The 23177-nt window shown below is 72.9% G+C and carries 17 protein-coding genes; 9 read left to right on the top strand and 8 right to left on the bottom strand.

The window, feature by feature from the left end; translation table 11 throughout:
* Positions 1 to 171 precede the first annotated feature (171 nt).
* Positions 172 to 2238 carry a DNA gyrase/topoisomerase IV subunit B gene (locus IO39_RS01530; RefSeq protein ID WP_043614517.1) on the top strand — a complete coding sequence of 689 codons (2067 nt, stop codon included), beginning with the start codon at positions 172 to 174 and terminating at the stop codon, positions 2236 to 2238.
* A 643-nt stretch (positions 2239 to 2881) separates the two neighbouring features.
* Here IO39_RS01530 and IO39_RS01525 read toward each other — a convergent pair.
* Positions 2882 to 3376, bottom strand: a complete 495-nt coding sequence (locus IO39_RS01525; protein WP_043614514.1) for a beta-class carbonic anhydrase — start codon at positions 3374 to 3376, stop codon at positions 2882 to 2884.
* A 137-nt stretch (positions 3377 to 3513) separates the two neighbouring features.
* On the opposite strand from IO39_RS01525, the gene IO39_RS01520 reads away from it, so the two are divergent.
* Positions 3514 to 3855 (top strand): hypothetical protein, encoded by a 342-nt coding sequence (locus tag IO39_RS01520; RefSeq protein WP_052422319.1) that lies wholly within the window; start codon positions 3514 to 3516, stop codon positions 3853 to 3855.
* 271 nt (positions 3856 to 4126) lie between these two features.
* Here IO39_RS01520 and IO39_RS01515 read toward each other — a convergent pair whose 3' ends face one another.
* On the bottom strand, positions 4127 to 4693 hold the full coding sequence (locus IO39_RS01515; RefSeq protein WP_043614512.1) for a thioredoxin family protein: 567 nt from the start codon (positions 4691 to 4693) through the stop codon (positions 4127 to 4129).
* Positions 4694 to 4728: 35 nt separating this feature from the next.
* Here IO39_RS01515 and IO39_RS01510 point away from each other — a divergent pair, with 35 nt between their 5' ends.
* On the top strand, positions 4729 to 5100 hold the full coding sequence (locus IO39_RS01510) for a VOC family protein (RefSeq protein ID WP_043614509.1): 372 nt from the start codon (positions 4729 to 4731) through the stop codon (positions 5098 to 5100).
* Between the two features lie 135 nt (positions 5101 to 5235).
* On the opposite strand, the gene IO39_RS01505 is transcribed toward IO39_RS01510, so the two are convergent.
* Complete coding sequence (locus tag IO39_RS01505; protein ID WP_043614506.1) at positions 5236 to 7740, bottom strand: DNA gyrase/topoisomerase IV subunit A; 2505 nt, start codon at positions 7738 to 7740, stop codon at positions 5236 to 5238.
* Positions 7741 to 8177: 437 nt separating this feature from the next.
* Between IO39_RS01505 and IO39_RS01500 the strand changes: the two genes are divergently transcribed.
* Positions 8178 to 8999 (top strand): TauD/TfdA dioxygenase family protein, encoded by an 822-nt coding sequence (locus tag IO39_RS01500; RefSeq protein WP_043614503.1) that lies wholly within the window; start codon positions 8178 to 8180, stop codon positions 8997 to 8999.
* A 3-nt stretch (positions 9000 to 9002) separates the two neighbouring features.
* On the opposite strand, the gene IO39_RS01495 is transcribed toward IO39_RS01500, so the two are convergent.
* A complete protein-coding gene (locus tag IO39_RS01495) occupies positions 9003 to 9749 on the bottom strand; it encodes a hypothetical protein (RefSeq protein WP_157547789.1) in 747 nt (248 codons plus the stop codon).
* Between the two features lie 218 nt (positions 9750 to 9967).
* Between IO39_RS01495 and IO39_RS01490 the strand changes: the two genes are divergently transcribed.
* A complete protein-coding gene (locus IO39_RS01490; protein ID WP_245641760.1) occupies positions 9968 to 12082 on the top strand; it encodes a RecQ family ATP-dependent DNA helicase in 2115 nt (704 codons plus the stop codon).
* Positions 12083 to 12238: 156 nt separating this feature from the next.
* Here IO39_RS01490 and IO39_RS01485 read toward each other — a convergent pair whose 3' ends face one another.
* Positions 12239 to 13132, bottom strand: coding sequence for a carbohydrate kinase family protein (locus tag IO39_RS01485; protein WP_043614494.1), 894 nt, complete (start codon positions 13130 to 13132; stop codon positions 12239 to 12241).
* 155 nt (positions 13133 to 13287) lie between these two features.
* On the opposite strand from IO39_RS01485, the gene IO39_RS01480 reads away from it, so the two are divergent.
* From IO39_RS01480 to IO39_RS01465, 4 genes are all read left to right on the top strand, one after another.
* On the top strand, positions 13288 to 16149 hold the full coding sequence (locus tag IO39_RS01480; RefSeq protein WP_052422318.1) for a bifunctional acetate--CoA ligase family protein/GNAT family N-acetyltransferase: 2862 nt from the start codon (positions 13288 to 13290) through the stop codon (positions 16147 to 16149).
* Positions 16150 to 16496: 347 nt separating this feature from the next.
* Positions 16497 to 17087, top strand: coding sequence for a DUF5998 family protein (locus tag IO39_RS01475; RefSeq protein WP_052422317.1), 591 nt, complete (start codon positions 16497 to 16499; stop codon positions 17085 to 17087).
* A 421-nt stretch (positions 17088 to 17508) separates the two neighbouring features.
* Positions 17509 to 18621, top strand: coding sequence for an alkaline phosphatase family protein (locus tag IO39_RS01470; protein WP_043614489.1), 1113 nt, complete (start codon positions 17509 to 17511; stop codon positions 18619 to 18621).
* The gene (locus IO39_RS01465) at positions 18618 to 19436 is read left to right on the top strand and encodes a sulfurtransferase (RefSeq protein ID WP_043614486.1); all 819 of its coding nucleotides are present in this window, start codon (positions 18618 to 18620) and stop codon (positions 19434 to 19436) included. The genes IO39_RS01470 and IO39_RS01465 overlap by 4 nt, the downstream gene beginning before the upstream one ends.
* Positions 19437 to 19564: 128 nt before the next feature.
* Here the strand turns inward: IO39_RS01465 and IO39_RS01460 are convergent, their stop codons facing one another.
* The 3 genes from IO39_RS01460 to IO39_RS01450 all read right to left on the bottom strand — a co-directional run bounded on the left by IO39_RS01460 (position 19565) and on the right by IO39_RS01450 (position 23159).
* Positions 19565 to 22093, bottom strand: coding sequence for a CHAT domain-containing protein (locus IO39_RS01460; protein ID WP_043614484.1), 2529 nt, complete (start codon positions 22091 to 22093; stop codon positions 19565 to 19567).
* A gap of 95 nt (positions 22094 to 22188) precedes the next feature.
* The gene (locus IO39_RS01455) at positions 22189 to 22635 is read right to left on the bottom strand and encodes a hypothetical protein (RefSeq protein ID WP_043614480.1); all 447 of its coding nucleotides are present in this window, start codon (positions 22633 to 22635) and stop codon (positions 22189 to 22191) included.
* The gene (locus IO39_RS01450) at positions 22632 to 23159 is read right to left on the bottom strand and encodes an RNA polymerase sigma factor (protein ID WP_043614477.1); all 528 of its coding nucleotides are present in this window, start codon (positions 23157 to 23159) and stop codon (positions 22632 to 22634) included. Before IO39_RS01450 ends, IO39_RS01455 begins: the two co-directional genes overlap by 4 nt.
* Between the last annotated feature and the right edge of the window lie 18 nt (positions 23160 to 23177).

The raw sequence follows: 23177 nt of genomic DNA, 5'->3' as shown, positions 1-23177 counted from the left end.
GAGCTTCCCAACCGCCGGCTCTCTACGCCCAGAGCGGAATGTGTCCCCAAGTAATGACGATCAGCCGGTTGGTAACGGCAAACGTGCCGCCATGGCAAGCTTGTACGCGCGCCTCCGGGAAGAACGGTAGGCTACGCACACGTGTTCGATGCCTAGACCAGGGGAGCTGGAGTGACGCTAGTGGAGGCGGGTTACACGGCTCGTCACCTGTCGGTGCTTGAGGGCCTCGAGGCAGTTCGCAAACGCCCGGGCATGTACATCGGGTCCACCGACAGTCGCGGCCTCATGCACTGCCTCTGGGAGATCGTCGACAACGGCGTGGACGAGGCGCTGGCGGGGCACTGCGACCGGATCGAGGTCGAGCTCTACCCCGACGGGTCCATCGAGGTGCGCGACAACGGCCGGGGCATCCCGGTCGACATCGAGCCCAAGTCGGGGCTGGCGGGCGTCGAGCTCGTCTACACCAAGCTCCACGCGGGCGGCAAGTTCGGCGGCGGCTCCTACGGCGCCTCCGGCGGCCTGCACGGCGTGGGCGCCTCCGTGGTCAACGCCCTGTCGGCGCGCGTCGACGTGGAGGTCGACCGCGACGGCCTCGTACACGAGATCAGCTTCCGCCGCGGCGTCCCCGGCGTCTTCGACGGCGAGGGGCCGACGGCCAAGTTCAAGAAGAAGTCCGGCCTGCGCGTCGGCGCCAAGCAGCCCAGAAACCCGACCGGCACCCGCGTGCGCTTCTGGGCCGACAAGCAGATCTTCCTGCCCGACGCCGAGGTCTCGCTCGACGAGATCCACGTGCGCCTGCGGCAGACCGCGTTCCTGGTGCCCGGCCTGACCCTGGCCGTCTACGACAGCCGGCACGAGGAGCGCGTGGAGGAGGAGTTCCGCTTCGAGGGCGGCATCTCCGAGTTCACCGAGTTCCTCGCCCGCGACGAGCCCGTCTGCGACGTGCTGCGACTCCAGGGCGTCGGCCACTTCCACGAGACCGTGCCGGTCCTCGACGACCAGGGCCACATGACGCCCACCGAGGTGCAGCGCGAGCTCAGCGTCGACGTGGCGATCCGGTGGGGCAAGGGCTACGAGTCCACCGTGCGCTCGTTCGTCAACGTGATCGCCACGCCCAAGGGCGGCACGCACGTGAGCGGGTTCGAGCGCGGCCTCGTCCGCACGATCAACGAGCTGCTGCGCGAGACCCGCCTGCTGAAGAACGGCGACGACCCCGTCACCAAGGACGACATCTCCGAGGGCCTCACCGGCGTCGTGACGGTCAGGGTGCCCGAGCCGCAGTTCGAGGGGCAGACCAAGGAGGTGCTCGGCACCTCCGCGGCCACCCGCATCGTCTCCCACGTGGTCTCGCGCGAGCTCAAGGAGCTGTTCGCCAACCCGCCGCGCGGCTACAAGCAGCCGCTGCGGGCGGTGCTGGAGAAGATCGTCGCCGCCGCGAAGGCCCGCATCGCGGCCCGCGAGCACCGCGACAACCAGCGCCGCAAGAGCGCGCTGGAGAGCTCCGCGCTGCCGGCCAAGCTGGTCGACTGCCGCAGTGACGCCGTCGACCGCAGCGAGCTGTTCATCGTCGAGGGAGACTCCGCGCTGGGCACCGCCAAGCTGGCGCGCGACTCGGAGTTCCAGGCCCTGCTGCCGATCCGCGGCAAGATCCTCAACGTGCAGAAGGCGTCCGTGAGCGACATGCTCAAGAACGCCGAGTGCGCCGCGATCATCCAGGTCGTCGGCGCCGGCTCCGGCCGCTCGTTCGACATCGAGGCCGCCCGCTACGGCAAGGTCATCCTCATGGCCGACGCCGACGTGGACGGCGCCCACATCCGCTGCCTGCTGCTGACCCTCTTCCACCGCTACATGCGGCCCATGGTGGAGGCCGGGCGCGTCTTCGCCGCCGTGCCGCCGCTGCACCGCATCGAGCTCAGCAACCCCGGCCGGGGCAAGGACAAGTACATCTACTGCTACTCCGACGCGGAGCTGCAGAAGGTGCTGCGCGACCTGGAGCGGCGGGGCAAGCGCTGGAAGGACCCGGTGCAGCGCTACAAGGGTCTGGGCGAGATGGACGCCGACCAGCTCGCCGAGACGACGATGGACCCGCGCCACCGCATCCTGCGCCGGGTGCGCATCGAGGACGCCGAGGCGGCCGACGGGATCTTCAACCTGCTGATGGGCAGCGAGGTCGCGCCGCGACGGGAGTTCATCGTCAACAGCGCGGCCGAGGTGGACCGCGACCACATCGACGCCTGACCGCCTCCGCCCGGGGCCGGCTCGTCGTCCGGCCGGTCCCGCGCGGGATCGGCTCGGCGGCTCGCCGGCTCCGGCGAGGGGCGGTTCCTCGCCTGATGGGCTCGGGTGTCTCCGTGCCTGACCGGTCCGTGCGGGATCGTTCCCGTGCCTGACCGGCTGGGGCCGGGGCTGGTTTCGCGCGGGTTCGTGCCGCGGTGATCGGCTCCACCTGGGGCCGGTTTACGCGCGGGACCGGGCCGCGCAGGGCGCTACCGGGGTCGGTGCTGCTCTGAAACGGCACCGGCCACCCTCGCCGATAGGGCCTTCCATGCGCCTGCGGCCCGGTGGTGATCGCCCGGGGCCGGGGTTCCGCCGCGCCTGGCGGTCACAGGGGCCTTCTGGGGCCCCTGGGAGGCTGCGGCTGTCCCCTGGGGTCCCACGACACCCCTCGCGACCCTTTCCCGCCTCTGAGGGCGTCTCAGGGCGCGCGGCTCGGTGCCCATGGGAACGGCCAGGCCGGGAAAGCCGGTCGGAGGTGGCCGCGGGCAAGGGCCTGGCCGGGGGCTGGCCGGGGGCTGGCCGGGGGCTGGCCGGGGGCTGGTCGGGGGCTGGTGAGGCGACCCGGCCGGAGGCGGGCGGCCCGGGTCGCCTGCGGGTCCTCGGGTCAGTACGCGGTGGGGGCCAGGCGGCCCGTGTGGACGTCGTAGATCGCGCCGGCCACCGGCATCCCCTGCGGCAGGAAGGGGAACGTCCTGATGCGGGTCAGGTCGTGCTTGAGCGCCTCCTCCTGGTCCGGCACCGTGTGGAACTCCAGGCTGCGCGTGTCCACGCCACGTTCGGCGGCAAGCACGTGCACGTCCGCGTCCGACACCTTCGCCATCCCGCAGTCCGTGTGCGGCATGACCAGCACCCGCTCCACCCCCAGCAGGACGACGGCCAGCACCAGCGTACGGAGCACGTCGTCGGTCACCCGCGCGCCGGCGTTGCGCAGGATCTTGGCGTCGCCGGGCTTCAGCCCGAGCAGCCCCAGCGGGTCGATCCGGGAATCCATGCAGGTCACGACGGCGAGCCCGCGGGCTGCGCGGCCGGTGAGGCCGGAGTTGCCGAAGGTCTCGGCGAACTTCGCGTTGGCGGCGTACAGGTCGTCGAACTCACTCATGGCACAAATGATTCCTCATGCCCCAGATCTCAAGAGTGCGGGGTGGCGACAGGCTGGAGTTGGCAAACCTCCCACGAAAACCGTTCACCTTGGGTGATGATGTCGTAGCCCTGTGTACGTGATCCAAGAAGGTTGTCGTGAGTAGGTCCGAATCGCTCGCCGTGTATCTCCGCGCCCAGGCCCGGCGCCGTCTTGATCGCGTGGAGTCCAGGGACGACGGCCGCAACGCCAAGTGCGCCCTGGCCCTCCTCGACACCGCCGCGTACGCGGCCGGCCTCCCCGAGGACGATCCGCTCATCCTCATGCTCGACCAGGCCGGCTGCTTCGGCCCGCTCGGATGCGAGCAGTTCGACCCGGGGGAGGCGGGCACCAAGCTGATCCGGCACTGGGAAGGGGGCGAGCCGCACGAGCTGCTGCTCGCCCTGCCGGCCGCCATCGCCGCCGCCACCCCTGCCACCGACTCCACCGCCGCCACCTGAGCCCACCGCCACCTGAGCCCACCGCCACCCGAGCCCACCGCCACCCGAGCCCACCGCCGCCCCCGGGCCCGGCGGCGCCAGCCTTGGTCCACGCCGCCGGAAGCCGCCGGAAGCCGCCGGAAGCCGCCGGAAACGGCCGGAAGCCGCCGGGATTCGGGGTGCCCGGACGGCTGATCGGGTGGGGCGGTGGTCAGGAGGCGGGTTCCTTGCCCGGCGGTAGGGGATGGGTTCGTCGCCCGTGCGATCGGAGGGTGGGTTCCCTGCCCGGCGGTCAGGGGGCGGGTTCGTTGCCCGGCTTCCACTTGATGCCGCAGCCGAGCGCCGGATGCTGCTCCCGCGGCACCGGCTCCCCCTCCAGCAGCGCGTCGATGGCTGCGCGTACGGACGCGCCGGTCACCGGCACGTTGTTGCCCGGCCTGGCGCCGTCGAACTCGCCCCGGTAGACGAGCCGGAGCTGGGCGTCGTACAGGAAGAGGTCCGGCGTGCAGGCCGCCCGGTACGCCTTGGCCACCTCCTGCGTGTCGTCCAGCAGGTACGGGAACGTGAACCCCGCCCTGCGCGCCTGTTCGGCGAGGTGTGTGGGGTCGTCGTCGGGGTAGTTCACGCTGTCGTTGCTGCAGATGGCGACGATCGACACCCGCGCGCCGTAGTCCTTGGCCAGGGTGCCGAGCCCGGCTTCGATGTGGCGTACGTAGGGGCAGTGGTTCGACAGGAACACCACGAGCGTGGCGGGAGAGTCCTTGAGGTCGTCGAGCGAGACGCTGCCGCCGTTGATGGCGGTCAGGTCGAACGGGGGCGCGGGAGTGCCGAGCGGAACCATGAACGAATTGGCAGCCATGGCATCCATTGTCGCGTGAGAGAGGCGGAAAACTGATGGCCGGAATCGCCGAGTTCGAGACCATCGTGCTTGATTGCCCAGATCCTCAAGCCCTGGCGGAGTTCTACTCCCAGCTCCTCGGCTGGCCGATCACCTCGGTCGAGGACGGCTGGGTGGTGGTCAGCGACGGCGGCTCACCCAAGCGGCTGGCCTTCCAGCTCGCCCCCGACTTCCGGCCGCCGCGGTGGCCCGACCCGGAACATCCCCAGCAGCTCCACCTCGACCTGGCCGTGGCCGACCTGGACGAGGGCGAGCGGGAGGTGATCAAGATCGGCGCGGTCAAGCACGAGCACCAGCCGAGCGAGGACGACGACTTCCGGGTGTTCCTCGACCCGGCGGGCCACCCGTTCTGCCTGGTGCGCCCGTAAGACGCCCCGGCCGGACGATGGGGACTGCCGCCGGCCGGGATGAAGGGGGCTGACCCCGGCGTGACCCGGGTCAGCCCCCGCAGCCGTCCCGGCCGGGACACAGCCTCCAGCGGTCGCCTGCCGGGGTGACCGCCGTTATTCGTCCGCGGCCTCGTCGCCGGCCGGCGCCCTGTCATTCGCGGTGGGCTGCGGCCCGGAGCCCAGGGCGCCGCCGACGGCGCCGATCGTGTGCGTCAGGCGCACGCCCGACCCGTCCCTGCGCCCGATCTCCTCGGGCAGCGGCACCGGCTTGCCCACCGCCGAGACCGCCTTGGCCGGCGCCGGACCGGCCCAGGCCAGCAGCAGCTCGTCCTCGCCCTTCAGGAACCGCTGGGCCCGGACGCCGCCCGTCGCGCGCCCCTTGGCGGGGAACTCGGCGTAGTCGGAGACCTTGCCGCCGCCCACCTGCGTGCCCGGCAGCGCCGTGGAGGAGCCGGCCACGGTGACCACCTGCGCGGGCCGCTCGGGGTCCACCGCGCCGAACCAGATCACCCTGGCCCCGTCGTCGAGCCGGATGCCGGTCATGCCGCCCGCGGGACGGCCCTGGGGGCGTACGAGTGCGGCGGAGTAGCGCAGGAGCTGGGCGTCGGAGGAGATGAACACCAGGTCGTGCGACTCCGACTCCAGCTCGACCGCGCCCACCACCGTGTCGCCGTCCTTCAGGGTGATCACCTCGAAGTCGTCACGGTTGGCCGGATAGTCGGGCACCACCCGTTTGACCACGCCCTGCGCGGTGCCCAGCGCCAGGCCGGGGCCGTCGGGGTCGAGGGAGCCGAGGCCGACCACCTTCTCGTCGGGCTGCAGCGACACGTATTCGGACACGGGGTGGCCGCCCGACAAGGACGGCGGGTTGGCCGAGGGCGGCAGCGTCGGCAGGTCGACGACCTGGACGCGGAGCAGCCGGCCCAGCGAGGTGATGACGCCGACCTCGCCGCGTACGGAGGTGCGGGCCACGCTGAGCAGCACGTCGTGCGCCGCCCGCTCGCCCTCGCCCGGCAGCGGCGTGGCGTCGGAGGTGCGCGCCAGCAGCCCGGTCGAGGACAGCAGCGCCAGGCAGGGATCGTCGGCCACCTGGAGGTCCACCACCGGGGTGCGCGGCTGGCCGCTGGACTCCAGCAGCACCGTGCGGCGCGGCGTGCCGTATTTCTTGGCCACGTCGGCCAGCTCGCCCGAGACCACCTGACGCAGCTTCGCCTCGGAGGACAGGATCTCGGTCAGCTTGGCGATCTCCTCGCTCAGCGTCTCCTTCTCCTGGTCGAGCTCCAGCTTGTCGTAGCGGGTCAGGCGGCGCAGCGGCGTGTCGAGGATGTAGGCGGCCTGGATGTCGGTCAGGTCGAAGACCTCCATCAGCCGCGTGCGCGCGTGGGACGAGTCGTCGCTGGCGCGGATGACCTGGATGACCTCGTCGATGTTGAGTAGCGCGATGATCAGGCCGTCGACCAGGTGCAGGCGCTCCTCGCGCCGCCGGCGGCGGTATTCGGACCTGCGGCGCACGACCTCGATCCGGTGGTCGACGTAGACCTGCAGCAGCTCCCGCAGCCCGAGGGTGCGCGGCTCGCCGTCGACGAGGGCGACGTTGTTGATGCCGAAGGACTCCTCCATCGGCGTCAGCCGGTAGAGCTCCTCCAGCACGGCCTCGGGGATGAAGCCGTTCTTGATCTCGATGACCAGCCGCAGGCCCTTGTGGCGGTCGGTGAGGTCCTTGAGGTCGGCGATGCCCTGCAGCTTCTTGCTGGTCACCAGCTCTTTGATCTTGGTGACCACGCGCTCGGGCCCCACGTTGTACGGCAGCTCGGTGACGACGATGCCCTTGCGCCGCGGCGTGATCTGCTCGATCTCGCACTTGGCCCGCATCCGGAACGTGCCGCGCCCGCTCTCGTAGGCGTCGCGCACGCCCTGCAGCCCGATGATCGTGCCGCCCGTCGGCAGGTCGGGGCCGGGCACGAACCTCATCAGGTCGTCGAGCGTCGCGTCGGGCTTCTTGATCAGGTGGCGGGCGGCGGCCACGACCTCGCCGAGGTTGTGCGGCGCCATGTTGGTGGCCATGCCGACCGCGATGCCGCTGGTGCCGTTGACCAGCAGGTTGGGGAAGGCCGACGGCATGACCGTGGGCTCGGTCTCCTGGCCGTCGTAGTTGGGCTTGAAGTCGACGGTGTCCTCGTCGAGCGACTCGACCATGAGCATGGCCGCCGGGGCCAGCCTGGCCTCGGTGTATCGCATGGCGGCCGGCAGGTCGTCGGGCGAGCCGAAGTTGCCGTGGCCGTCGACCAGCGGCAGCCGCATGGAGAACGGCTGCGCCAGGCGGACCAGCGCGTCGTAGATGGCGCTGTCGCCGTGGGGGTGGAGCTTGCCCATGACGTCGCCGACGACGCGCGAGGACTTGACGTGCCCGCGGTCGGGGCGCAGGCCCATCTCGCTCATCGAGTAGAGGATGCGCCGCTGCACAGGCTTGAGGCCGTCGCGCGCGTCGGGCAGGGCACGCTGGTAGATCACCGAGTACGCGTATTCGAGATAGCTCGCTCGCATCTCGGCGGACACGTCGATGTCGACGATCCGCTCCTCGAAGTCCTCGGGCGGGGGTGCACTCGTGCGTCGGGCCATCTTGTGCTGCGCGGCTGCCTCGGCCGTCGCGCCGAGGGGAAGCGCTTCCTCCTTCTGTTCTCGTGCTGTAACCGTAGCCGTCAGCCCGCTGGGGAAGCGTCAGATCGGCGTGCGGGGCGTCGACGTAACCTGCCCTCGCCGCGACTCGGTGACGGCCAGAAGCGCGTTCGGCAACGCGAGTGGTGTGGCTTCCTACGTGTTCGCCCCTGGAGATGATGGCACGAGCCGGGTCTCCCGTGGCGTATCCATGATGCCGCCCACGCCCGGGCGGGCGAAGACGGCGACGCCGTCGAAGGCACCTCCTCGTCGATGCCGAAGTCCAGATCTTACTCGATATCGCAGGTGTGTTCGATGAGCCGCGCCGGGGCCTTGACCAAGCAATTGCTTGGTCGTACGTTCTGGTTCGAGGGGTACCCGCCTGATCTCCCGGAGGAGTCATGATCGAGTTCCATCCCGTGACCAAGCACATCGGCGCCGAGGTCACCGGGGTCGACCTGCGCAAGCCGCTGTCGCAGGAAGAGGTCGCGACCCTGCGGGCGGGGTGGCTGGAACACCTGGTGCTGTTCTTCCGCGACCAGCCCATCGACGACGAGCAGCACCTGCAGTTCGCCCTGAACTTCGGCACGCTCAACCACCCCGCCTTCAAGAAGGACGCCTCCAGCCCCATTCACGTGCTCGACCAGACCTCCCCCAAAGGGGAGGGCGGGGACGAATGGCACAGCGACAACACCTTCGAGCCGACGCCGCCCATGGGCTCGCTGCTGCGCTGCGTGCAACTGCCCAGCGTGGGCGGGGACACGTGCTGGGCCAACACGTACCTGGCGTACGAGACGCTCTCGCCGCCCATCCAGCGGCTGTGCGACGAGCTGACCGCCGTGCACGACATCACGATGTCGATGAAGAAGGCGATCGCCAAGGGCCACCCGTTCGACCTGGCCGAGATCCAGGCCAAGTGGCCGCCGATCGAGCGGCCGGTGGTGCGCGTGCACGCCGAGACGGGCCGCAAGGCGCTCTTCGTCAACCGCGCCTCCACCACCCGCCTCGTCGGGCTGAACGACCGGGAGAACGAGGCGCTGCTGCCGTACCTGATCGACCACATCCGCTCGCCGGAGTTCCAGGTCCGGCTGCGCTGGCGGCCCGGCACGCTGGCGTTCTGGGACAACCGCCCGACCCAGCACTACGCGGTCGCCGACTACACCGAACGCCGCCGCATGCACCGCGTCACGATCAACGCCTTCCCCGAACACGCCGACAAATGACCCTCACAGCTTGAAGTACGCCCAGGCCATCCAGGTGAAGAACAGGACCGCGAGGGCCTCCACGCCGTAGGCGATGTTGCGGCCCGTGGGGCCGAAGATCACGAAGGCGACCGCCGCCAGCGTGCAGCCGACGGTGAGCAGCAGATCGACCAGGCCCAGGACGATCGCCACCGCCAGGCGGACCAGGAACCACAGGAAGCCCAGGCCGAACCAGCTCGTCATGGTGGAGTCGTCGTAGGCCCACCGCGACAGCGCCATGGGCGAGTAGAAGGAGCCGTCCCAGTACGCCTGCCAGCGGTCGCCGATCGTCGAGGCGCGCTCCTGGACGACGGGTTGCGCGCCCTTGAACTCGATGCTCTGGACGCTGCCGTCCGTCACGTCGATGAGCACCTGCCGGTCGACGACCTGGATCATGGCCGTGCCGTTGACCACGGCCGTGAACTGCCCCGTGCCGCTCTTGACCTTGTAGATGTGGTCGAACCCGGCGATCTGCGGGTTGCCGGCGCTTCCGCGGGCGTCGCGGATGATGACGTAGAGGGCGTCGGCCTCCTTGTCGGGCAGGGCGTACTCGGCCCCGATGGAGAAGATCCCGATCGGGGTGACGAGAGAGGCCTCTCCCGCGAGCTGGACCTTGCCGTCGGCCCATTCGATCTTCACCGGCAGGAAGGCCGGATGGTATGACGCCTTGACATCGGTGCCCGCGCAGCCGGCCGTGGCCAGGACCACGGTGACCAGGAGCACTCTGAACACGGTACGTAATGAGACGACTGCGTTGTCCTCCCGGCGGCGCACGTACGCCGTCGGGGCTACCGGCGCGCTGGCCAGCCCCGTCATCAGCCCTCCTGCGGGCGGCGATCGGTGGTATGTCTGGTCCAACGTGCCATCGAATCCCTCAGTTCCGGAGAATGGGCCCGCGATATGGGCCGCACCGGGCGCGGTCCGTCGGCCGGAGCTGGTAACAAGGGAACATGATTGATGCCCCCGATGCCGAGATGCTGCGCGAAGAGGCCGAGGAGCGCCTGCGGGCGCTGGCGGGCGAGCACGCCGTGCTGCGCGACGACCAGTGGGCCGCCATCGAGGCGCTGGTCCTCGACCGCCGCAGGGTGCTCGTCGTGCAGCGCACCGGATGGGGCAAGTCGGCCGTCTACTTCGTGGCCACCGCGCTCCTGCGCGAGCTCGGCGAAGGCCCCACGGTCATCGTCTCGCCGCTGCTGGCGCTCATGCGCAACCAGATCGCCGCCGCCGAGCGGGCCGGCATCAGGGCCGTCACGATCAACTCCGCCAACCCCGAGGCGTGGGAGGAGATCTACGGCCAGGTCGCCGAGGGCATGGTCGACGTGCTGCTGGTCAGCCCCGAGCGGCTCAACAACCCCGACTTCCGCGACAACGTCCTGCCCGAGCTGGCCGAGAGCGCCGGGCTCGTGGTCGTGGACGAGGCCCACTGCATCTCCGACTGGGGCCACGACTTCAGGCCCGACTATCGCAGGCTGTCCACGCTCTTCGCGGACCTGCCGCCGGGCATCCCCGTGCTGGCCACCACCGCCACCGCCAACGCCCGCGTCACCCGCGATGTGGCCGAGCAGCTGCGCCTGCCCGCCGAGCTGCGGGCCGAGGGCGACGACACGCTGGTCCTGCGCGGGCCGCTGGAGCGCGAGAGCCTGCACCTGAGCGTCGTGCGCCTGCCCTCGGCCGAGCAGCGGCTGGCCTGGCTGGCGCAGACGCTGCGCGAGCTGCCCGGCTCCGGCATCGTCTACACCCTCACCGTGGCCGCCGCCCACGAGATCGCCGGCTACCTGCGCGAGCAGGGGCTGGAGGTGGCCGCCTACTCCGGGCAGACCGAGCCGGCCGAGCGGCTGGCGGCGGAGGAGGCGCTGCTCACCAACAAGATCAAGGCGCTGGTGGCCACGAGCGCGCTCGGCATGGGCTTCGACAAGCCCGACCTGGGGTTCGTGGTGCACGTGGGCGCGCCGCAGTCGCCGGTCGCCTACTACCAGCAGGTCGGCAGGGCCGGGCGCGGCGTCGAGCGGGCCGAGGTGATCCTGCTGCCCGGCACGGAAGACCGCGACATCTGGGCCTACTTCGCCTCGCTCGCCTTCCCGCCCGAGAGCGTCGTGCGGGCCACGCTCCAGACGCTGGAGGAGCGCGGCGTCATGTCCACGCCCGCCCTGGAGACGGCCGTCGACCTGAGCCGCAGCCGGCTGGAGATGATGCTCAAGGTCCTCGACGTCGACGGCGCGGTCCGCCGGGTCAAGGGCGGGTGGGAGGCCACGGGGGAGCCGTGGGCGTACGACACCGAGCGCTACGCCCGCATCGCCGCCGAGCGCCGGGCCGAGCAGGAGGCCATGCTCGCCTACCAGACCACGACCGAGTGCCGCGAGCAGTTCCTGCGCCGGCATCTCGACGACGAGACCGCCACGCCGTGCGGGCGCTGCGACAACTGCACGGGCCGGCACCGCTCCCCGGAGATCGGCGCGCAGGCCGTCGAGAGCGCCCGCGAGCGGCTGGCCAGGCCGGGCGTCGAGATCGAGGCCCGCAAGCAGTGGCCGACCGGCATGCCCGACCTGTCCGGGCGGATCAAGCCCGAGCTGGGCGCCGAGCCGGGCCGGGCGCTCGGGCGGCTGACCGACATCGGGTGGGGCAACCGCCTGCGCGAGCTGTTCGCCGGCGACGACGGGCCGCTCCCCGACGATGTGTTCGGGGCCGTGGTCAAGGTCCTGGCCGCCTGGGAGTGGCGCGAGCGGCCGGTCGCGGTGGTCGGCGTGCCGTCGGCGTCGCGGCCCAAGCTGGTGCACGGGTTCGCCGAGCGGCTGGCCCAGGTCGGGCGGCTGACCTACCTGGGCGAGCTGGGCTACCGGGCCGGATCGCCCGGCAAGCAGTTCAACAGCGCCAAGCGGGTGCAGGCGATCAGGGCCACCCTGGCCATGCCGAAGGACCTGGGAGCGGCGATCGCCCAGTGCGGCGGGCCCGTGCTGCTGGTGGACGACCGGGTGGACACCGGCTGGACGATGACGCTCGCCGCCGCCCAGATCCGCCACGCGGGCGCCCCCGCCGTCCTGCCGCTGGCCCTGGCCGTCACGAGCTGAGACGTCTGGGGAACGCGGGGCGTGCGGCGGCGCTCAGCGGCGGGCCGCACGCCGGGTGGCCCCTGCCTGCCACCGCCAAGAAGATCTTCCGCCCTGGCGCCGGCGACACGGGTGAACCGGCCTGGAACGGCGGGCGCCGAGAACGGGTGAATCGGCCTAGAACGGCGGGCGCGCGCCCAGGTGCATGATGGCCTTGGCGGCCAGCCGGCAGCCCGCGGACAGTGCCTCGGCCGGGGGCTTGCCCTCCAGCCAGCCCGGCAGGAAGCCGGCGCAGAACGCGTCGCCCGCGCCCGTGCCATCGACGATCTTGTCGACGGGCTCGGCGGCCACCCGCACGGGGTCGGGGCGGCCGTTGCTGTACCACAACGCGCCCTCGGCGTTCATCTTGATCACGACCTGCGGGAACCACGCGGTGAGCACCTTGGCCGCGGCCTCGGCCTCGTCGCGGCCGGTCAGCACCTTGGCCTGGTCGATGTTGGCGAACAGCAGCTTGGCGCCGTTGGTCCACTCGAGGAACGGCTCGGCGCCGGTGCGCTCCAGCGGCGCCGAGGACGCGCAGTCGACCGAGATCGACATGCCGGCGCGCCTGGCCATGTCGAGCGCCGCGAGACCGGCGTCGCGCGAACCCTCGTTGATCAGCGTGTAGCCCGACAGATGCAGGTGCGCGCCCGAGACGAACAGGTCGCGCGGCAGGTCCTCGGGGGACAGCGCGGCGTTGGCGCCGGGGTCGGAGAGCATGGTGCGCTCGCCCTTGTGGGTGACCAGCACCACGCAGGTGCCGGTCGGCCGCTCGGGGTCCATGACGAGGCGGGCGTCGACGCCGTAGCCCATCAGCTCCATGTCGCGGTTTCGCCCGGTGATGTCGGCGCCCCTGCGGCCGATGAAGGCCACCTCGGCGCCCTCGACGGCCAGCCAGGACGAGATGTTCGCCCCCGAGCCGCCGCCGTGCATGGTCACGATCGCCGGGGTGTCGCTCGCCCGGGCGAGCGCATAACGGGCGCGAGCGACCGCGTCGGTCATGAGATCGCCCACCACGACGACCCGCGTCATGATGTCACCACCTTGCTGCCTTCAGATCGAGCCTGGCCACGGCTGAAACGCCACCGCAAAACTAACAGCTTCCGGGCTGCCCGTGGGGCGTACCCCCGACAAGGGGTTGCAGTCGATGCACAAGCGTTGTCCAACAGGGCCCCTGGTCTTGGCATATGGGATGCGGGTTTACGCTCGATGCTGTGGAGGCACAATATCCGGCCCATTGGGAAGCCGACGTGGTCCTGGCCGACGGCGGCACCGCTCACGTCCGGCCTATCAGGCCGGCCGACGCGGACCGCCTCCGTTCCTTCTACTCCAGGCTGTCCGACGAGTCGATCTACTTCCGCTTCTTCGGCCCCCGGCCCCGGCTGTCCGACAAGGAAGTCGAGCGGTTCACCAACGTCGACTACGTCAGCCGCGTCGCGCTGATCGCCACCATCGGCGCCGAGATGGTGGCCGTGATCCGCTACGACCGCACCGGCCCCGGCGAGGCCGAGGTGGCCTTCCTCGTCGAGGACGCCCACCAGGGCAGGGGAGTGGCCTCGGTGCTGCTGGAGCACCTGGCGGCCACCGCCCGCGAGCGCGGCATCGAGCGCTTCGTCGCCGACGTGCTGCCCGCCAACATGCGCATGACCAAGCTGCTGCGGGAGGCCGGCTACACGGCCCAGAGCCAGTTCGAGGACGGCGTCGTACGCATGACGCTCGACCTCACCCCCACCGACACCTCCGCCGAGGTCACGGCCGCGCGCGAGCACCGGGCCGAGTCCCGCTCCATCGCCAGGCTGCTGACCCCGGGCTCCGTCGCCGTCATCGGCGCCTCGCGCGAGCCGGGCGGCGTGGGCCAGACCGTCCTGCGCAACCTGCTGGCCGCCGACTTCACCGGGCCCGTCTACCCCGTGCACCGCGAGGTGCGGGCGGTGGCGGGCGTGCGGGCCTACCCGAGCGTGGGGGCCATCGACGGCGAGGTCGACCTCGCCGTCGTCGCCGTGCCGGCCGAGGGCGTGCTCGACGTCGTCAAGGAGTGCGCGGAGAAGGGCGTGCACGGCCTGATCGTGGTCTCCTCCGGGTTCGGCGAGACCGGCGCGCAGGGCCGCGCCAGGCAGGACGAGCTGGCCCGCATCTCCCGCTCCTACGGCCTGCGCGTCGTCGGCCCCAACTGCCTGGGCATCGCCAACACCGACCCGGCCGTCAAGCTCAACGCCACCCTCGCCGCCACCGTGCCCGGCAGGGGCAAGGTGGGCTTCTTCAGCCAGTCCGGCGCGCTGGGCACCGCGCTGCTGCAGCGGGTGGCGCAGCGCGGCATGGGCATCTCGTCGTTCGTCTCGGCGGGCAACAGGGCCGACGTGTCGGGCAACGACCTGCTGCAGTACTGGGAGGAGGACGACTCCACCGAGGTGATCCTCCTCTACCTGGAGTCGCTCGGAAACCCGCGCAAGTTCACCCGCCTGGCCAGGCGCATCGCCCGCAGCAAGCCCGTCGTCGTGGTCAAGAGCGGCGGCACCCCGACCGGGCACTCGGCGGAGGAGCTGCGCCTGCCCGACTCGGCGATCAGCTCGCTGTTCGAACAGGCCGGCCTCATCCGCGTCGACGACCTCATCCAGCTCTTCGACGTCGGGCAGCTCCTGGCCTACCAGCCGCTGCCCGCGGGCCCGCGGGTCGCGCTCGTGACCAACTCCGACGCGCTCGGCCTGCTGGCCGCCGACGCCTGCGTCGCCGCCGGCCTGGAGCCGCGCGCCCCGGTCAACCTGGGCCCGGCCGCCGGCGCCGCCGAATACGGCCCGGCCCTGGCGGGAGAGCTGGCCTCGCCCGACGTCGACGCGGCCGTGGTGATCTACATGCCGCCGATCCCCGGCAGGACCGACGAGGTGGCCGCCGAGCTGCTGCGGGTGTCGAAAGACGCCGGCAAGCCGGTGCTGGCGACGTTCCGGGGGCATCTGGGCATGCATCCGTCCCTGCGCGTGGAGACCCCCGGCGCGGGGCCGGCGCGGGGCTCCATCCCGTCCTACGCCGCGCCCGAGGAGGCCGTGCGCGCCCTGGCCCACGTGGTGCGCTACGCCACCTGGCGGGCGCAGCCGGCGACGCCGCCGCACGAGCTGGAGGACGTCGACACCGCCCGCGCGAGGGAGCTGGCACGCGCTGCGCTCTCGGTCGGCCCGGGCGAGGAGGCGCGGGCGACGGTCTCCGGTGGCGGGAGCGAGCAGGCGCGGGCGGCGGTCCCCGGCGGTGGGAGTGAGCGGGCGCGGGCGGCGGTGCCCGGTGGCGGGAGTGAGCAGGCGCGGGCGGCGGTCCCCGGCGGTGGGAGTGAGCGGGCGCGGGCGGCCGTTCCCGGCTCGGGAGCCCCGGCGCCCGGGTTCGCGCAGGCCGGTCCGCCCGTCGAGATCGACGCCGCCGAGCTGCTGTCCTGCTACGGCCTGACCGTCTGGCCCGCCGAGGTGGTGCGCTCGGCCGACGAGGCGGTGGCCGCCGCCGGGCGTCTCGGCTGGCCGGCCGTGGTCAAGGTGGCCGACCCCGGGGCCTCGCGCCGGGCGGGGACGGTGCGGCTCGGGCTGACGGGGCCGGAGACGGTGCGCCACGCGTACACCGAGTTCGCCGAGCAGTTCGGCGACCAGGTCGAGCTGGCCGTGCAGCGCATGGCGCCGCAGCCGGCCGTGCCGACCGTGGTGGGCGTGGTCGAGGACCCGGCGTTCGGGCCCGTCGTGTCGTTCGGGCTGGGCGAGGTGACCGCGCGCCTCCTGCTCGACCAGGGCTTCCGGCTGGCTCCGCTGACCGGCGACGACGCCGCCGCCCTGGTCCGGTCCGTACGCGCCGCGCCCCTGCTGTTCGGCCAGTACGGCTACCCGCCCGTGGCCGTGGACGCCCTGGAGGATCTCCTCGTACGCGTCGGGCGGCTGGCCCACGACCTGCCCGAGCTGGCCCGCCTCGACCTGGACCAGGTGCTCGTGGGCGAGTCCGACGTCATGATCCTCGGCGCCCGCGCCATCCTGCGCACCCCTGCGGGCCCTCGCCTCGACGTCGGCCCCCGCCGCCTCTCCTGACCCTGCTGCCACTGGGCGGCGCCCCGTGCCGGCCGTTCCGTCGCGGGCCGCCCAGCGGTGGTGGGCGGCCTCGGTCCCCCTGCTGCCATCGAGGCGGCGTCGGCCCGGTCTCCCTGCCGACATCGAAGCGGCGTCGGTCCCGGTCCCCCTGCTGTCACCGGGACAACCCCGGTTCCGGTCCCCGGCGGCGCCAGGGGTCGGGACCCGTGGTGTGCTCTGATGCCCGCCGCTGATTCGCCCTCAGCGAATGGAGTGGGTGAAGTGCCCACTGATGCGCAGGTATAAGACGTTATAGAGCGTTATATCGGGCGGGTGAGTGTACTGCCCGGTCCTGGCAGGATGGAGCCATGAGGGAAACCCGAGTCTCAGCCGCGGGCCTGCGTGAAGCGATCGAGCGCAGCGGCTACTACCCCGACCTCGTCACCGATGCGGTCGAATCCGCGCTGGGCAAGGAGGCCGTGACCGCGTTCGTGGTCCATCACGAGGCGACCTTCGATCCCGCGATGGAGGTCCGCCGCCACGTCACCGTCCTGGTGCTGTCGGCGACGCGGCTGCTGGTCTGTCACACCGACGAGCATCCGGCGGTGGAAGGCGTCTCGGCGTCCCACGCCTCCACCACCACCGAGGCCGTGCGGCTCAGCCGCGTGCAGTCCGTCGCCGTCACCCGCGTGGTGCCCGACCCCGCCTCCTACGTCCCAGGCGTCCCTCCCACGGAGGTGACGCTCACGATCGGCTGGGGTGCCATCTCCCACGTCGACCTGGAGCCGGCGACGTGCGGCGACGAGAACTGCGAGGCCGACCACGGTTACACGGGTGCCATCACGGCCGACGACCTCTCGCTGCGGGTCAGCGAGGCGGCCGACGGTCCCGAGGCGGTCACCCACGTCCTCGCCTTCGCCAAGGCCCTCTCGGAGGCCACCGCCCGCGCCACCGCCTGACCACCACCTCCCTCACCCGGTCGCATCCCCCGACGCGACCGCCCCCTGCCACGCCCGCAAACCCCATCGCCCCACCGCCAAAACGGTCACCGCCTCCCGATCCGCCCCACCAGCCCTTCCGCCGAACCCCGTTCCGCCCGGCCGGCCCACGCCTCCCGCCGAGCCCGTCCGGCCCTACCCGCCGCTCGGCCCACGCCGCCCCACCGAGCCCCGCCCCGGCCTACCCCGCTCAGCCACGGGTCGCCCGTCACCGCCTCGGCCGCCCGTCACCGCCTCGGCCGCCCGTCACCGCCTCGGCCGCCCGTCACCGCGTCGGCCGGTTCCGTTCCTGTCGGGCCCCGTTTCGATCCGGTGCGGGGTTCCGTACCGATTCAGCGCCGGGGCCGGTGGTGGAGATCGTCGGCGGGCTACACTGGCAGGCATGCTGGTGCCGGGATACGGCGGTGGGTCGCTGGCGGATCTGCCCGGGTCGCTGCTGGCCGCCCTGGGCCTGCGCGAGCCCAACACGCTGGCCCTGGAGCCGGCCGACCGCGTCTGCCTGTTCCTCGTGGACGGCCTGGGCGCCGAGCTGCTGCGCGCCCACCCCGAGGCCGCCCCCTTCCTGTCCGGTCTGGCCGGCAGGACTCTCACGGCCGGCTTCCCCGCCACCACCGTCACGAGCCTGTGCACGCTGGGCACCGGCCTGACGCCGGGCGAGCACGGCATGGTGGGCCTGATGCTGGCCGTGCCCGGCACGGGCCACCTGTTCAACTGCCTGCGCTGGCGCCTGCCCGACGGCCTGGTCATGGACCCCGACGAGTGGCAGCCCGCCGAGACCGTCTACCAGCGCGCCGTCGCGGCCGGGGTCGAGCCCGTCTACGTGGCGCCCGCCGAGTTCGAGGGCACGGGGCTGACCAGGGCCGTCTACCGGGGCGTGCGCTACCTGGCCGCCGACACCGTGGACGACCGGATCGTCCGCGTGCACCAGGCCCTGCGCGAGCGGCCGCGCACGCACGTCACCGTCTACTACGGCGACCTCGACGCCGCCGGCCACATGGTGGGCTGGGGGAGCGAGGAGTGGCTGCGGCAGCTCGCCGTCGTCGACGACATGGCCCGGCGCATCGCCGAGGGCCTGCCGCCGGGCTCCGCCCTCTACGTCACCGCCGACCACGGCATGATCAACGCCACCGAGAAGATCGACGCGGAGAGCGTCCCCGAACTGGTGGAGGGGGTGGCGCTGCTCGGCGGGGAGGCCAGGGCCCGGCACGTCTACACCGAGCCGGGCGCGGCGGGGCAGGTGCTGGAGGCGTGGCGCGAGACCCTGCGCGGCAAGGCGTGGGTGGTGTCCCGGCAGGAGGCGGTGGAGTCGGGCTGGTTCGGCCCCCGCGTACGCGACGAGTGGCTCGGACGCGTCGGCGACGTCGTGGCCGTGCCGTACACCGATCTGGCCATCACCGCGCCCACCAAGCACAAGATCGAGGCGCTCTTCACCGGCTACCACGGCTCGCTGACGGCGGCCGAGCAGCACGTCCCGCTCCTGGAGGTACGTTCGTGACCAGCCCGCTGATCACCCCTGCCGGACTCGCCGCGCTCGGCGGCGCGACGGTGCTCGACGTGCGTTGGCGGCTCGGCGGCCCGCCCGGGATCGAGTCCTACCGCGAGGGCCACATCGAGGGCGCCGTCTTCTGTGACCTCGACGCCGACCTCGCGGCCCCTCCCGGCCGGGGCGGGCGGCATCCGCTGCCCGACGCGGCCGCGTTCCAGCGCGCGATGCGCCGCCTGGGCGTCTTCGAGGGCCGCCCGGTGGTCGTCTACGACGACGCCGGCGCCACCGCGGCCGCCCGGGCGTGGTGGACGCTGCGGTACTTCGGCCACCAGGACGTACGCGTCCTCGACGGCGGCCTGCCCGCCTGGATCGCGGCCGGGATGCCCACCACGAAGGAGACCCCGCAGCCCGTGGAGGGCGACTTCACCGCCCGCCCCGGCGGGATGCCGGCGCTGACGGCCGAGGAGGCGGCGGCGCTGGCGCAACGCGGCGGCGTGCTGCTCGACGCCCGGGCCGGGGAGCGCTACCGCGGCGAGGTGGAGCCGATCGACCCGGTGGCCGGGCACATCCCGGGCGCGGTCAGCGCGCCCACGACGGAGAACCTCGGCCCCGACGGCAGGTTCCTCGACCCCGAGGCGCTCCGGGCCCGCTTCTCGGGACTGGGCGTGCGGGAAGAGGCCGGGGCGGGCGCATACTGCGGCTCGGGGGTGACGGCCGCGCACGAGGTGCTGGCCATGGAGGTGGCGGGCCTGCCCGCGGCCCTGTACGTCGGCTCCTGGTCCGACTGGGTCTCCGACCCCGCCCGCCCCGTCGCCACCGGCTGACCGGCCACGCCGGACCAAGGGCCGATCACCCTCCACGATCCCTGACCTCCGCCGCGGCGGGCAAGAGCGCGAGCCCGGCGCGGTGGCAAGAGCGCGAGCCCGGCCCGGAGGTTCCTCGTCCGAGGGGCTCAGTACAGAGGCTCCTCGCCCGCGCCGAAGCAGGTGAACCCGAGCTCGCCGGTCTTGGCCGCCGCGCACGCCAGCGCCGCGTCCGGCGGCCGGCCGGCCACGACGAGCTCGTGGAAGGCGCTCATCACCGCCTTGGCCGCGTCGTCCTCCACCGGCACCATCCCGGCGATCACGCAGGCCGACCCCTTGGCCAGGAACGTCCCCGGCAACCCCAGCGGCGCGCCCTCCATCGGGGTGCGCGACATCCCCGAGTTGCACGCCGACAACACCACCAGCCCGGCCGACCGGGGCACCTCCAGCAGGTCGTAGGCCATCAGGGAGCCGTCCTCCAGCGTGATCCCCGACACCAGCGGGCTGCGCGCGTGGAACGTCCCGTGCGCGGCCACGTGGACGACGTCCGACTGGCCGAGCGCCTCCAGCACGGCCGCGACGCGCCCCGGCACCTGCCGCCCGCCGGGATGGCAGGCCACCACGTGCGCCACCTCCGCGTGCGCGTGCGACAGCCCGGGCCCGGCCACCGCCACCACCGAGGGCCGGCCGCCGCCGGAGCGCGGGCGGCGCGCCTTGCGGGCCCGCAGCCACCCGGCCGCGCTGGCCGCCACGCTGACCGGCCGCTCGCGCAGGCGCGGCAGCGCTCCCCACGGCAGCGTGTGCAGCGCGCCCACGGGCACGGCGACCAGGGGCCGGTCGCCCAGGTCGGCGGCCAGGGGCAGCAGGACCAGCCGGTCGAGCTCCGCGGCGGCCTCGTCGATCTCGCTCTGGCGGCCGCGGCGGCGCAGCGCGTACCGCAGGCGGACGATCGCCTCCTTGACCTGCCGCAGGCCGCCCAGCCGCCGCAGCACCAGCCGCTCCTCGCTGAGCAGCACGGCCAGCAGGCAGTCCCGGTCGGCGACGTATTCGATCAGGGCCCGGCCGCCCAGCTCGGCGCGTACCCGGTCGGCCTCCACCAGGGAGCAGGCGTGCGCGGGGGCCGCCACGGCGCGCCACCGCTCCGCCCACTCGAACACTTCTCCCGGGCGCCCGTCGCGGACGGCCAGCTCCAGCCCGAACGCCGCCAGCCGCTCACCTGACCTGGCCGCGTGGGCGCGCAGCGCCGGGTCCTCGAACACGTCGACCCGGCCGCTCACCTCCGCCAGCCCGTCGCGCACCGCGCGGAACGCCCCCGCGACGTCCTCCTGCAGCGCCGCCCGCAGGGCCAGCGCGTGCTGGCGCACCGGCGGCGGGATCTGCGACGCCTGCGCGAACTGCCTGGCCTGCGGCTCGGAGGACAGCGAGGTCAGCCGGGTGCCCGCGGGCATCCATCGCTCGCGCCGCTCGGCGTGCCGGGTGAGCCGGGCCAGCTGCGCCGAGGCGGTCAGGTGGTCGTCGACGGCGAGCGCCGCCTCGGCCGCCGTCAGCCGCAGCGCCGCCGCCCCCGCCGCCTCGGTGAACCCGTCCTCCAGCTCGTCGGCGCACTCGACCAGCTCGGCGACCAGCTCGGGCGTGACGGGGCCGATCGCCAGCCGCGAGCGCAGCACGACCTCCCTGGCCAGCGGCAGCCACGAGCGCCGCTCCTGCGCCCCCAGCTCGTACGAGGCCCGCTCCGCCACCCGCATGGCCTCGTACGGGTCGCCGGTCAGCAGCTCCACCTGGGCCAGCTTCAGCCGGGCCTCGGCCAGCGCGCCGTTCGCCTCGGACGTCTCCAGCTCCGGCACGGCCAGGCTCAGCATGGCCCTGGCCTCGCCCGGCAGGTGCGCGTCCAGCAGCGCCCCGGCGAAGTCGGCCCGCATGGTCGCCAGCCGCTCGGGATAGCCGAACAGGGTGTCCTCGGCCTCGTGGTAGTGGCGGAACGCGCCGGCGATGTCGCCCCGGCGTACCGCGAGGAAGGGCAGGTTGGCGGCGGACAGGCAGGCCAGGTGCCAGAGCCCGGAGCACCGGGAGATCTCCAGGCAGGCGGTGAGGTCGCGCATGGCGGCGTCCCAGTCGCCCCGGTAGGAGTGAACGAGGCCGCGGTTGAGCAGCCCGCCGGCCAGGAACCTGCGGTTGTCGAGCGTGCCGGGAGCGGTCACGAGGGTGCGCAGCGCCCGGTCGGAGGAGGCGACGGCCTCCTGGTGGCGGCCGAGGCGGGCCAGCGCGACCGCGCGCTGGGTGTCGAGCTTGGCGCGGTCGAGCGGGGAGAGGTAGGCCCAGGCCAGGGCGGCCACCCGCAGCGCCTGCAGGGGGTGGCCGCGCTCGGTGCGCACGGTGACGAGGGACAGACGCGCCTGGGCGATGCGCTCGGCGGGCGCCTGGCGTACGGCGATGGCCGCGCGGAGGTGCTCCTCGGCGCTGTCGAGGTCGCCCAGCTCCCGGGCGGCCAGCCCCAGCGCCCTGAGCGCCATCGCCTCCGCCTCGAAGCAGCCGGCGCGGCGGGCCGCGTCGAGGATGGCGCGGCCGACCCGGATCGCGTCGTCGGGGGCGACCAGGGCACGCGCCAGCGCGGCCTCGGCCGCCCGGACGAGCTGCCGCGGGTCGCCGGTCGGACGCCGCCCGCCCGATGCCGCACTCATGGCCGCCCCACTCGAAAGAATGTCGCGCTCATCGCCGCCCCGCTCGGAGGTCGGCCGGGAGAAGGGCGCGCGCTCCCGGCCGGGTCATGGGCCGCTCAAGGGCGGATGCGCACCCAGGTGGTCTGGATGGGTGCGTGGCCGGGACGGTGGCACACCACGCTCAGCCAGCCCGGAGGCAGGCCGGTGGCGACGAAATGACCGGTGTGGGCGATGCGCCGGGTAAGGGTCATGTGCGGGGATCTCACATCGACGAGGGCGCCCTCTCCCGGATAGGGGGAGATGTGGCCGGCGACGTCGATGAGGCCGTCGCCCTCCGTCACCTCCAGGTCGAAGGTGAGGCCGGCCGCGACGAAGCGCACCAGGTGCGAGCTGTCGTCTTCGCGCACGCTCCGGATCGCGGCCGACTCCGTGCGGGCGGCGGTCACCGCCTGCGGGATGCGGAGCCGGTAGGCGTCACGCGCGGAGGCGGACACCTGTATCGGGATCGGGTCGTTCCCGGAGGCCAGCCGGAGGGCCGCCAGGAAGTATTCGTCGTTGATCATTGCGCCGTCTCCTGTAGTGAGATCAGAGTGCGCAGTTTTTCCAGGCAGCGCGCCTTGGTCGGGCCGATGCTGCCCGAGGGCATGCCGAGCCGCGCGGCCATCTGCTGGTTGCCGAGATCGCTGGCGATCAGCCGGATGAGCGTGCGGCAGGGCTCGTGCAGGCCGGAGACCGTCTCCCAGAGCCGGCGCCGGCCGTCGGCCTCCAGGACGGCGGCCGCCGGGTCGGGCTCTTCCGGGACCTGCGCCAGGGAGAGGCCCGCCGACTCCTTGCGGTGGATCAGCAGGGCCTCGCGGCGCACGGTGGTCACGAGCCAGCCTCCCACCGCGGACGGGTCTCTGATGCTGCCGAAGTGCTGCAGCAGGCGCAGCCAGGCGCCCTGGACGGCGTCGGCGGCGTCCGCGGTGCTCAGGCCGCACGCGCGGGCCACGGCCCACATGCGCGGCCCGAACCTCGACTCGAGCTCGTCCCAGGCCGACCGGTCGCCGTCGGCGGCGGCGGTGAGCAGCTCCGCTGGGTCACGCATGGACGGCCTCCTTCCGTG

The organism is Nonomuraea candida (assembly GCF_000725485.1).
Classification (GTDB): Bacteria; Actinomycetota; Actinomycetes; order Streptosporangiales; family Streptosporangiaceae; genus Nonomuraea; species Nonomuraea candida.
The sequence above is the reverse complement of the archived record's forward strand: the minus strand, read 5'-3'. Positions and strand labels throughout refer to the sequence as shown.

Bases quoted from the DNA above. Each gene is read 5' to 3' on its own strand.
- IO39_RS01460 (WP_043614484.1), bottom strand. From the start codon at position 22,093: ATGAGTGCGGCATCGGGCGGGCGGCGTCCGACCGGCGACCCGCGGCAG.
- IO39_RS01480 (WP_052422318.1), top strand. From the start codon at position 13,288: ATGGGATGCGGGTTTACGCTCGATGCTGTGGAGGCACAATATCCGGCC.
- IO39_RS01470 (WP_043614489.1), top strand. From the start codon at position 17,509: ATGCTGGTGCCGGGATACGGCGGTGGGTCGCTGGCGGATCTGCCCGGG.
- IO39_RS01485 (WP_043614494.1), bottom strand. From the start codon at position 13,132: ATGACGCGGGTCGTCGTGGTGGGCGATCTCATGACCGACGCGGTCGCT.
- IO39_RS01525 (WP_043614514.1), bottom strand. From the start codon at position 3,376: ATGAGTGAGTTCGACGACCTGTACGCCGCCAACGCGAAGTTCGCCGAG.
- IO39_RS01490 (WP_245641760.1), top strand. From the start codon at position 9,968: ATGATTGATGCCCCCGATGCCGAGATGCTGCGCGAAGAGGCCGAGGAG.
- IO39_RS01500 (WP_043614503.1), top strand. From the start codon at position 8,178: ATGATCGAGTTCCATCCCGTGACCAAGCACATCGGCGCCGAGGTCACC.
- IO39_RS01510 (WP_043614509.1), top strand. From the start codon at position 4,729: ATGGCCGGAATCGCCGAGTTCGAGACCATCGTGCTTGATTGCCCAGAT.
- IO39_RS01515 (WP_043614512.1), bottom strand. From the start codon at position 4,693: ATGGCTGCCAATTCGTTCATGGTTCCGCTCGGCACTCCCGCGCCCCCG.
- IO39_RS01455 (WP_043614480.1), bottom strand. From the start codon at position 22,635: ATGATCAACGACGAATACTTCCTGGCGGCCCTCCGGCTGGCCTCCGGG.
- IO39_RS01450 (WP_043614477.1), bottom strand. From the start codon at position 23,159: ATGCGTGACCCAGCGGAGCTGCTCACCGCCGCCGCCGACGGCGACCGG.
- IO39_RS01505 (WP_043614506.1), bottom strand. From the start codon at position 7,740: ATGGCCCGACGCACGAGTGCACCCCCGCCCGAGGACTTCGAGGAGCGG.
- IO39_RS01475 (WP_052422317.1), top strand. From the start codon at position 16,497: ATGAGGGAAACCCGAGTCTCAGCCGCGGGCCTGCGTGAAGCGATCGAG.